Annotated in this window: 9 protein-coding genes; 8 read left to right on the forward strand and 1 reads right to left on the reverse strand. The window is 47.3% G+C overall.

Annotated elements, in window-relative coordinates:
• The 3 genes from atpD to glmU form a co-directional block, all read left to right on the forward strand.
• On the forward strand, positions 1–1378 hold a 1378-nt coding region (gene atpD / locus LDL40_RS17890; RefSeq protein ID WP_300996836.1), incomplete at its 5' end, for a F0F1 ATP synthase subunit beta.
• A 25-nt stretch (positions 1379–1403) separates the two neighbouring features.
• On the forward strand, positions 1404–1820 hold the full coding sequence (locus tag LDL40_RS17895) for a F0F1 ATP synthase subunit epsilon (protein WP_053423945.1): 417 nt from the start codon (positions 1404–1406) through the stop codon (positions 1818–1820).
• A gap of 117 nt (positions 1821–1937) precedes the next feature.
• Positions 1938–3302: a bifunctional UDP-N-acetylglucosamine diphosphorylase/glucosamine-1-phosphate N-acetyltransferase GlmU gene (gene glmU / locus LDL40_RS17900; RefSeq protein WP_300996837.1), complete on the forward strand. Its 1365-nt coding sequence runs from the start codon at positions 1938–1940 to the stop codon at positions 3300–3302.
• A gap of 181 nt (positions 3303–3483) precedes the next feature.
• Here glmU and LDL40_RS17905 read toward each other — a convergent pair whose 3' ends face one another.
• Positions 3484–3666, reverse strand: a complete 183-nt coding sequence (locus LDL40_RS17905) for a hypothetical protein (RefSeq protein WP_300996838.1) — start codon at positions 3664–3666, stop codon at positions 3484–3486.
• Between the two features lie 134 nt (positions 3667–3800).
• On the opposite strand from LDL40_RS17905, the gene LDL40_RS17910 reads away from it, so the two are divergent.
• From LDL40_RS17910 to LDL40_RS17930, 5 genes are all read left to right on the forward strand, one after another.
• A complete protein-coding gene (locus tag LDL40_RS17910; RefSeq protein WP_300996839.1) occupies positions 3801–4373 on the forward strand; it encodes a DUF1439 domain-containing protein in 573 nt (190 codons plus the stop codon).
• 209 nt (positions 4374–4582) lie between these two features.
• Positions 4583–5371, forward strand: a complete 789-nt coding sequence (locus tag LDL40_RS17915; protein WP_300996840.1) for a DUF4198 domain-containing protein — start codon at positions 4583–4585, stop codon at positions 5369–5371.
• A gap of 12 nt (positions 5372–5383) precedes the next feature.
• Positions 5384–6292 (forward strand): hypothetical protein, encoded by a 909-nt coding sequence (locus tag LDL40_RS17920; protein ID WP_300996841.1) that lies wholly within the window; start codon positions 5384–5386, stop codon positions 6290–6292.
• Positions 6292–7620 carry a DUF2271 domain-containing protein gene (locus tag LDL40_RS17925; protein ID WP_300996842.1) on the forward strand — a complete coding sequence of 443 codons (1329 nt, stop codon included), beginning with the start codon at positions 6292–6294 and terminating at the stop codon, positions 7618–7620. The genes LDL40_RS17920 and LDL40_RS17925 overlap by 1 nt, the downstream gene beginning before the upstream one ends.
• Before the next feature lie 212 nt (positions 7621–7832).
• The coding region (locus LDL40_RS17930; protein WP_300996843.1) for a TonB-dependent hemoglobin/transferrin/lactoferrin family receptor at positions 7833–10000 on the forward strand (2168 nt) is incomplete at its 3' end.

Consider the following 10000-nt stretch of genomic DNA (forward strand, 5'->3'; position numbering starts at 1 on the left):
AGGTAAGGTAGTCCAAATCATTGGCGCCGTTGTGGATATCGACTTTCCACAAGAATCGGTACCTGGTATCTATGACGCGTTAAACGTAACAAGCGGCGACCTGGCTGGTTTAGTACTTGAAGTACAACAGCAATTAGGCGGCGGTACTGTACGTGCTATCGCGTTAGGTTCAACCGACGGTTTACGTCGTGGCGCTGAAGTGTCTAACACTGGCAAAGCCATCCACGTACCAGTAGGTAAAGCGACTTTAGGTCGTATCATGAACGTGTTAGGCGAGCCAATCGACGAAGCTGGTCCTATCGGTGAAGATGAGCGTATGCCTATCCACCGTGCAGCACCAAGCTACGAAGATCAAGCTGCTTCAAACGCTCTGTTAGAGACTGGCATCAAGGTTATCGACCTGGTTTGTCCGTTTGCTAAAGGTGGTAAAGTTGGTCTGTTCGGTGGTGCCGGTGTTGGTAAAACCGTAAACATGATGGAATTGATCCGTAACATCGCAATTGAACACAGTGGTTACTCTGTATTCGCCGGTGTTGGTGAGCGTACTCGTGAAGGTAACGACTTCTATCACGAAATGAACGACTCAAACGTTCTGGACAAAGTATCACTGGTGTATGGCCAGATGAACGAGCCACCAGGCAACCGTTTACGTGTAGCTCTGACCGGCTTGACTATGGCCGAGAAGTTCCGTGACGAAGGCCGTGACGTTCTGTTCTTCGTAGATAACATCTACCGTTACACACTGGCCGGTACAGAAGTATCAGCTCTGTTAGGCCGTATGCCATCTGCAGTAGGTTACCAGCCAACGCTGGCCGAAGAGATGGGTGTACTGCAAGAGCGTATCACTTCAACCAAAACTGGTTCTATCACATCTGTACAAGCGGTTTACGTACCAGCGGACGACTTAACTGACCCGTCACCAGCTACTACGTTCTCTCACTTAGATGCGACAGTAGTATTGTCCCGTAACATCGCTTCACTGGGTATTTACCCGGCGATCGACCCACTGGATTCTACTTCACGTCAGCTGGACCCGTTAGTGATAGGTAAAGAACACTACGATACAGCCCGTGGCGTACAGTCAGTGCTGCAACGTTACAAAGAATTAAAAGACATCATCGCCATCTTAGGTATGGACGAATTGTCTGATGAAGACAGAACTGTGGTTTACCGTGCACGTAAAATCCAACGTTTCCTGTCTCAGCCATTCTTCGTAGCCGAAGTATTCACTGGCTCTCCAGGCAAATACGTTCCGCTGAAAGAAACTATCCGTGGTTTCAAAGGCATTCTGGAAGGTGAATTCGATCACATGCCAGAACAAGCCTTCTACATGGTTGGTTCTATCGACGAAGCGATCGAAAAAGCGAAGAAGCTGTAATCAACTACAGCTTTAGGAGAGCGAAATGGCAATGACAGTACAACTGGATGTGGTAAGTGCCGAAGAGCGGATTTTTTCTGGTCTGGTGGAATCCATTCAGGTAACAGGTAGTGAAGGTGAATTGGGTATTTTACCTGGTCACATTCCGCTTCTTACTGGAATCAAGCCTGGTATGGTTCGTATCGTCAAACAGTTTGGCGAAGAGCATCTGATTTATGTCGCTGGTGGCGTACTTGAAGTACAGCCGCACAGCGTCACAGTGCTGGCCGACGTAGCGGTACGAGCTGAAGATCTGGATGAGCAAGCTGCTTTAGCTGCTCAGAAACGTGCTGAAGAAGCAATGCAACACGCAGGTGCTGACTTCAACTATGCAGAAGCTGCAGCTCAATTGGCTGAAGCTATTGCCCAGTTACGTTTAATCCAGAAACTTCGCAAAAAATAAGCGGATTACTGCATAGTAAAAAGCCACCTTAGGGTGGCTTTTTTATTTGCCCATTCACTGTAATTTCAGCTGGTTTCCGTTAAAATCGCCGCATAGTAATCAAAAGGATTGGCTGATATGGCTTTAAACGTTGTGATCCTGGCGGCCGGTAAAGGCACGCGGATGAAATCTGCTTTACCTAAAGTGCTGCATAAAGTGGCGGAACGCTCTATGGTGCAGCATGTGATCGACACGGCCCGCTCTTTGGGCGCAGCGTCTATTAATCTGGTGTATGGTTATGGTGCCGATCAGCTGAAAGCTGCTTTAGGCGAACAGGATTTACACTGGGTGTTACAAGCCGAACAATTAGGTACAGGTCATGCTGTGCAGCAGGCTGTGCCTCATATCGCTGACAACGACACAGTGCTGGTGCTGTATGGTGATGTGCCTTTAACCCGTAAAGAGACCTTAGAAAAGCTTCTCGAAGTCCGTGCTGCTGATGGTTTAGCTGTATTGACTGTACATCTGGCCAACCCAACAGGTTATGGTCGTATGGTGCGTGAAAACGGCAAAGTCGTAGGTATAGTTGAGCAAAAAGACGCTAACGCCGAACAGCTGAAAATCACAGAAGTGAACAGCGGCATTATGGCTGTGCCTGGCAAACAACTGAAAAAATGGTTAAGCCAGTTACAGAACAATAATGCTCAGGGCGAGTTTTACCTGACCGATATTATCGCTATGGCGCACAAAGAAGGGGTGGACATCACAACAGCTCATCCTGCTACTGCCATTGAAACTGAAGGTGCCAATAACCGTGTACAACTGGCTCAGTTAGAGCGGGCTTATCAGGCACGTAAAGCTGAAGAATTAATGTTAAACGGTGCTAACCTGCGTGACCCTGCCCGTATTGATATACGGGGTGAGGTCACAGTCGGCAACGATGTGATGATCGACGTCAACGTGATTTTTGAAGGCAAAGTGGTGCTGGGCAATGGCGTGGTGATAGGCCCTAACTGTGTGATCAAAGATGCGGTGATAGGCGATAACACTGAAATTAAAGCCAATAGCATGATTGAAAAATCCAGTGTAGGTGTTGGCTGTTCTGTTGGTCCTTATGCCCGCATTCGCCCTGATTCAGTGCTGGCAGACGATAGCCATGTCGGCAACTTTGTCGAGCTGAAAAAAGCCACTTTAGGTGTAGGTTCTAAGGCGAACCATTTAACCTACTTAGGTGATGCGGTCATTGGCAGCAAAGTGAACATTGGTGCCGGTACTATTACCTGTAACTACGATGGTGCTAATAAGTTTGTTACCACTATTGAAGATGGCGTTTTTGTCGGCTCCAACAGTTCTTTAGTAGCGCCAATCACTTTAGGCCAAAACTCCACTGTAGGCGCTGGTTCAGTAGTCACAGCCAGTGTAGCTGCAGATGAGTTAGTGGTAGCGCGCTCTAAGCAGCGCCATATCAGTGGCTGGAAAAGACCGGTGAAAATTAAGAAATAATGATCAGATGATCGTCAATACAACCCGTCCTTAGTGACGGGTTTTTTGTTTTTCAGGCTTATTACTGCGGTAAAAAACGGAATTCCTGCCATAACCTGAAACAAATCGAAAAAGACTTTTTGTCAGCCGTGATAGTGTTTCACGTGAAGCATTTAGCCTTTTTGACTTAATTAATAACAAGTCAAAACAAAACCGACAACCAGCCCATAGGAAACAATAATTCCGCTGCCAGGGATTGTTGGTGCAAACTGAAGCTAAGCCACTGCAATACAGAATCAAAAGCTAATAACATCAGCACCAGCACAATAAAGGCCGTTAAAAGCTGTCGTAAACCCGGTAATTGAATTTGGTCTGGTGTATTCATCGCTACTCTCCCTGAAGGTCTGCTATTAAGTCGTACGCAGAGGCGAAATAGTTGGAATCAATACGAAAAAAATCAGCAAAGGTTCATTCGAACTTGCTAAAGTTCGCGCCAGACTAGCTTTGAAGGACTATCACATGCTCACCAAACATATAATTCAGACAATAAGTTTGCTGTTACTTGTATCCTGTACTCAGTTGAATCATCTGGATATTTTCAGCCTGAAGCAGCAGGAATTGCAGAGCTTGTTACTCAATCAATTAGAGCAACAGCAAGGAAAGGGGAAAATGTTGGGCTTGCCGCTGACGCTGACCGTACGGCAACTCGAACTGCAATTAGCGCCGGAAAACAAACAACAGATAGAGCTCAAACTTGCGCTTGGCGCTGAAGTGGATGCTTTATTCAAATCAGTACTGACAGATCTAAATTTACACTTGTCGGCTTTGCCTTATTTTGACGACGAGAAAAATGCCATTTATCTGAAAAACTTAACCATTCTGGATTCCAGTGTCGGCAGTGGCAGCTCGCAACTCAAACTGGCACCTTTAAGCAACGAAGCTAAAGCTATTCTGGCGCAACTGTTGAATCGTCAACCTGTGTATAAGCTTGATTGCAGCAAAGTTACGGAAAAAGTCTTGTGTGGTATGCCTTTAACTTTAGTGTTGCAACCAGGTGAGTTGTTGTTAAAACCTAATTACTCAGCTCAATAAGCATTTATTTGCCGTCCAGGCCCGACTGGCCCCGGCTTTTTTATGTCCATGGATGGACGGTATGCCGTAATTGCAGGAGCACTGTTACGGCGATGAAAACACCGTTCAAAATGTAAAGATAAAACACTCTAGTTGCAAATAGTTCTCATTTGATCTAGAGTGGCGCTCACTATTTAAATGAGATCTATTCTCATTAACTGGAGCGCCTTATGTTTAAACTAAAACCCCTGCTTTGTTCTGCCTCGTTGTTGCTGACTTTTACTGCGACTGCTCACACTCCTTATCTGGCACCAGCCAGTTTTGAACCTTTAGGTGGCTGGGTCACATTGGACGCTGCTTTTGCTGAGAAGTTTTTTGTGCCTGAAGTAGCCTTTGACCAAAGCGAATTTAAAGTGCTGCAGCCTGATGGCAAAGCTGTGACACCAAAAGAGCTGTTTTCAGGTAAAACCCGCACTGCAGTGGCGCACCAGTTGGAGCAAGACGGCACTTATAAATTCAGCACGGGCCAACGTTTCGGTGCTGTATTTCGTAGCTGGCAACAAGACGGCAAAACCCATAACAGCAGAGATCCAAAGGAACAAATTCCTGCTGGTGCTAAGTTAACGGCGCATTTCCAGTCAGTCACCTTGGCTGAAACTTATGTCAGCAAAGGCGCACCAAGCCAAACCGCATTAAAAGCAAGCAACAAAGGGCTGGAGCTGGTGTTCCAAAGCCATCCAAACGACCTGTATATCCAAAGCCCAATCAAAGCCACTGTGCTTTATAACGGCAAAGCTTTGGCCGAACAAAAAGTGCAGGTGTATCCAGCCAATTCAGCCGAAGCTGAAACTAAAGCCTCGAAAGAACTGGCCACTGACAAACAAGGCCAACTGACTTTTGAACTGGATAAAGCAGGTACCTATCTGCTGCTGACCCGTTTTCGTACCGATGCACCAGCGGGTGCCAAAGCCCCAACCTACAGTTACAGCTATAGCGCTGTAGTTGAAGTCACTGAATAACAGGAGTTTATGATGCAACGCAGAAGCACTGCCCTTAGTTTGTTTTTAGCCATCACCAGCTGTTATTTAGCTGCCGATGAAAAAGCCCCGAAAAAACCAGCTCATCAGCCTACAGCTCAGGGCAAAGCCAGTTTTATTCAGGATTATGATCTGAATAAAGACGGCACTGTCAGTGAGGCTGAATTTGCAGAAGTACGCCAGCGGCGTTACAGCGCGATGGACGAGAACAAAGATGGTCAGGTGTCGGTGGACGAATACGTCAATGAATACGCCGGTCGCTTGGATAAAAAACTCGATACCGAACGTACAGGCCAAATTAAACAAACGCTGGTGCGTATCGAAGCTCTGGATCAAAACAAAAGCAAAACCATAGGCCATGATGAATACAATGCCTCAGGTGATAAAGCTTTTGCCTATATAGATACCAATAAAGATGGTGTGATCAGTAAAGCTGACCCGCTACCAGAGCGCGAGCGTAAACCTGACGCCAAACAGACTGTGCGCGCCCGCCCGGCTTTAGTGATGCCAACGACCCACAGCGTGGCCGGTATGCTGGATATGTACGACCAGAATGGCGACGGCAAAGTCGACAAAACAGAGTACCAACAGCAACGCGATGCCGCTTTTGCCCGTACTGATCTGGACAAAAACGGCGAGCTGAGCAGCGATGAATACCTGAACGAGTTTGTAGACCGTCTGGATCGTCAGATTGCAAAAACCCGTACCGCTCAGTTAAAGCAGGCTGCAGTACGTTTTAAAGCCCTGGATAAAGACAACAATCAGCAAGTCAGCGTTGCTGAGTTTAATGCTTCAGGCGAGCGTATGTTTAAACTTTGGGATACAGATCTAAACCAGCAAGTGACTATGGCTGAAGCTTTGCCTGTAATTGAAACTGAAGTAACCAAAGGTACTGCTGAGTAATGAAACGTTTTGTCTGGCCATTGACGCTATTATCGTTCAGTCCTGTGCTGGTGCTGGCTGACTCTGTCAGTTATCAGCAAGATGTTGCAGGGAAGCCGCTGAAACTGCAGTTGGAAGGCGTCAGCCAAAAGGACTGGCAGGCCAGACTACCTCAGTTTCAGCACTGGTTAACTGAGGCTAAACCAAAACAGCATGAGTTAATTCAGCTCTGTGAAGAATGGCGTGCTTTAAGCCAACAAAGTTACAGCTGCCGTTTAGGAGCTATAGCACAGCAATGGCAGCACGCCGTAAAAAGCCAGGTGTTGCCGGATAGAGTGGAGTTACGCCGTCAAACCAGAGCCATTGAGCAGCAAGTCGTTTCAGCAGCTAACTACAATACTGTGGTCTGGCAGTTGGACGGCTTAGCTAATGCACGGCTGCTGGATGATACCGCTGTACTGCTAAAAAGCTGGTTCCCAGAGTTAAAGCAAATGGATCTGCAATCTGGTGTCAGCCGATTGGTATGGTCTGATGCACTTAGCACAAAGCTGAGTCTGGGTACTGAACAGCCGTTGTTACAGCAACTGCAACTGAATTCAGTGGCTTTAGCTCAGACTGAAACTGCTAATGCTCAGCAAGGGTACAAAGTGTCGTACCGGACTTTTAGCCCGCTATTGAATCCTGCAGAAGGCTGGCCAGTGGAATACGGCCCAACAGCCACAGTGTTGGCTAAAGATGCAGTCACAGCCTATTTACTGGCGCAAAGTCTGGCGGTGCTGGACTTGAAGCAGGGCCAGCAGCTGACCGATCAACAGCAGGCCGCAGCTTTAATCAAAACTGACTCGGCCAACTGGTATGCATCCAACTCCTGGTATGACTATCTGGCGGACAAAAGCCAAAGTCAGCAGCAGGGGCTGCAAATTAGCTATCAGTTGCCCAAATTCAGTGATGGAAATTACAAAAGACCTTATGTTTCGGTATGGCTGACCGATCAGCAGAAAAAACCTGTACGCCAATTGAGTTTGGTCGGCCAGCAAAGCCGCTGGTATCAGGAGCTGAATCACTGGTGGCGCCGGTTGGGTCGGAAAAATCCGGAGCAAATAGATCAGATTGCCGGAGCCACCCAAAAACCTGGCACTTATCAGCTGCAGTGGGATGGTCGTGATCAGCAAGGTGCTGTGGTGCCATGGGGTCAGTACCAGTTGCATCTGGAAGTGGCGCGTGAGCATGGTGGCCATGAACATTTAACTCTGCCGCTGAATTGGCAAGCCGATCTGAAGCCATTAGAGCTACAAGGTAAAGCTGAACTGGGGCTGGTGCGCCTGCAGCTTCAGAGCAAAGATGGCTAATTTTTAAACATAAAATTCCTGTTGAGTTGCCTCCCAACTCCTGTTGTTCTCCCTATTCTCTGGATAGGGAGTTTTTTGCGTTCTTAAATTATAACTCATTGATATATATAAAAATAAATTGAACTTTATTGTTGAGAATAATTCTCATTTGATCTAGGATGACGCCATCCTGTGGACTTACCACACCTCTTTAGCTCGTCAAGGAGAGCTTCATGCCCTGTTCTAAAACTTTAATTGCTGTTGCTATCAGCAGCTTATTTTCCACCTCCCTGTTGGCAGAAGTTGCAGCTGAACAGGCGACAAAAGATTTGTCGCAACTGGATGCAGTGACAGTTACTGCCACTGCGCTTGAAGATAAAAAATCGACCACAGCTAATAGCACAGTGATTAAAGCTAAGCAGCTGGAACAGCAGCAGGTGCAACGTTTAGAAGATATGGTGCGTTATATCCCAGGCGTCAGCTTAACTGACCAGGGCCGTTTTGGTTCTGCTGGCTTTAATATTCGTGGCCTGGAAGGCAATCAGGTGGCTATTACAGTGGACGGTTTGTCTGTAGGTGAAACCTTAAACCCGCCCACTTATGCTTTTTATGATTTCTTTGCTGCAGGTCGTGGTGGTATAGACCCTGATGCGGTGAAACAAATTGAAATCGTTAAAGGCGCTGATGCCATAGCTGCGGGCAGTGGTTCCTTAGGGGGCGCCGTACTTTTTGTCACTAAAGATGCTGCAGATTACTTAGAAGCAGAAGGCAACGATACTTTTGTCCGGTTAAAAGCGGCTTACAGTGGTGCTAATGATGAAACTCAGGGCACTGTGACTTTGGCAAACCGCAGCGGCAAGCTGGAAGCTTTGGCCGTGCTGACCAAGCGTGAAGGCCACGAAATGGAAAACTACGCCGACTCAGCCGAACGTCAGGCCATTACAGGTTCTGGCCGCCCTGTTGCGGATCCGCAGGACAACAGCAGCCACAATCTGCTGACCAAATTAAAGTACCAACTGACAGAGATTCAGGATATAGGCCTGACCGCTGAGTTATTTAAAGCAGATATCGACACCAACAACTTATCCTGGTTAAGCCGCAGTTACCTGACCCGTAGCAGTGACGACCAGCAGGAACGTAGCCGTATTGGTTTAAACTACAATTGGTTAGCGGGTCATCAGTGGTTTGACGCTTTTTCTACTAGTCTGGATTATCAGAAAACCAATAACGACGCTTTCACCCTGATGTTGGCCCCTGCCAGTGCCGCCCGTTTATGTACCACTGGCCCTTGTTACCGCAGTGAAGACCGCGATTACCAGCAAGACTTGCTGAAATGGGCTTTTGCTTTGGATAAAGAGCTGCACAGTCAGGGCAGCAGCCATCAACTGGTGTATGGTGGTGCTCTGGAGCAAAAGTCGGTTGATTTCTCCGCTATAGATACCAGTTATGTTGGCCAGACTATGGAAATTGCAAAGCAGGATATAGACCCTGACTTTGTGCCAGAGACTGACGCTGACTTATGGCATCTGTACGTACGTGACAGCATTAAATTTAACAACAGTGCTTTTAGTTTAACCAGTGGCCTGCGTTACGATCATGTGTCTTACAAACCTAAGTTAAATGATGGTTTTACCGATGTCACAGCGTCAGTGCAGGACAGCAGCTTCAGCGCTATGACAGGTCAGTTGGTGGGGAACTATCAACTGACAGAACAACAAAGTGTAGCGCTGCAGTTGGGCCGTGGTTTCCGTGCGCCAAGTACAGAAGAAATGTATTTTCAGACCTCATCCGTCAGCCGCACTGAACAAGCCACTGGCACAGTGGTGACTGGTTTATATGGTTCTTTATCTAACCCCAATTTAGAAGCTGAGTACAGCACTAATCTGGAACTGGCTTACCAGTGGCAAGGTGATAACAGCAGGATCAAAGTGGCGCTGTTTAAAGATAACTACCGCGACATGATTGAAAATGTCACCAAAGTACAAAACCCGGGCACTGTCTATGAAAGCTGCACCAGCTTCGGTTGTACTGTGACACAAGGCAACCCTTATACCATCAACGAAAACGTCGGTGATGTGGATGTGACAGGCGTAGAGCTGCAAGGGGCATGGCGCTTTAATCAAAGCTGGAGTGCTCAGTTCTCTTATAGCCATCATGAAGGCGAAAAAGACAATGGTGACCCGCTGATCACCATAAGCCCGGATAAACTGGTGGCTGGGGTCAGTTACCGCGCAACCGACTGGTGGAGTCTGGCGGCGAACCTGAGCTACACCTCAGAAACAAAAGATGAAGATGCCTATGAAACAGATGAAGATGGCACTCAGACTCCATTAGTGACCTATTTGCCAAAAAGCGCCACAGTGGTGGATTTAGTCAGCAATATGGAATTTGCAGACAGCTG

The organism is Rheinheimera sp., from assembly GCF_020217005.1.
Taxonomy (GTDB): Bacteria; Pseudomonadota; Gammaproteobacteria; order Enterobacterales; family Alteromonadaceae; genus Pararheinheimera.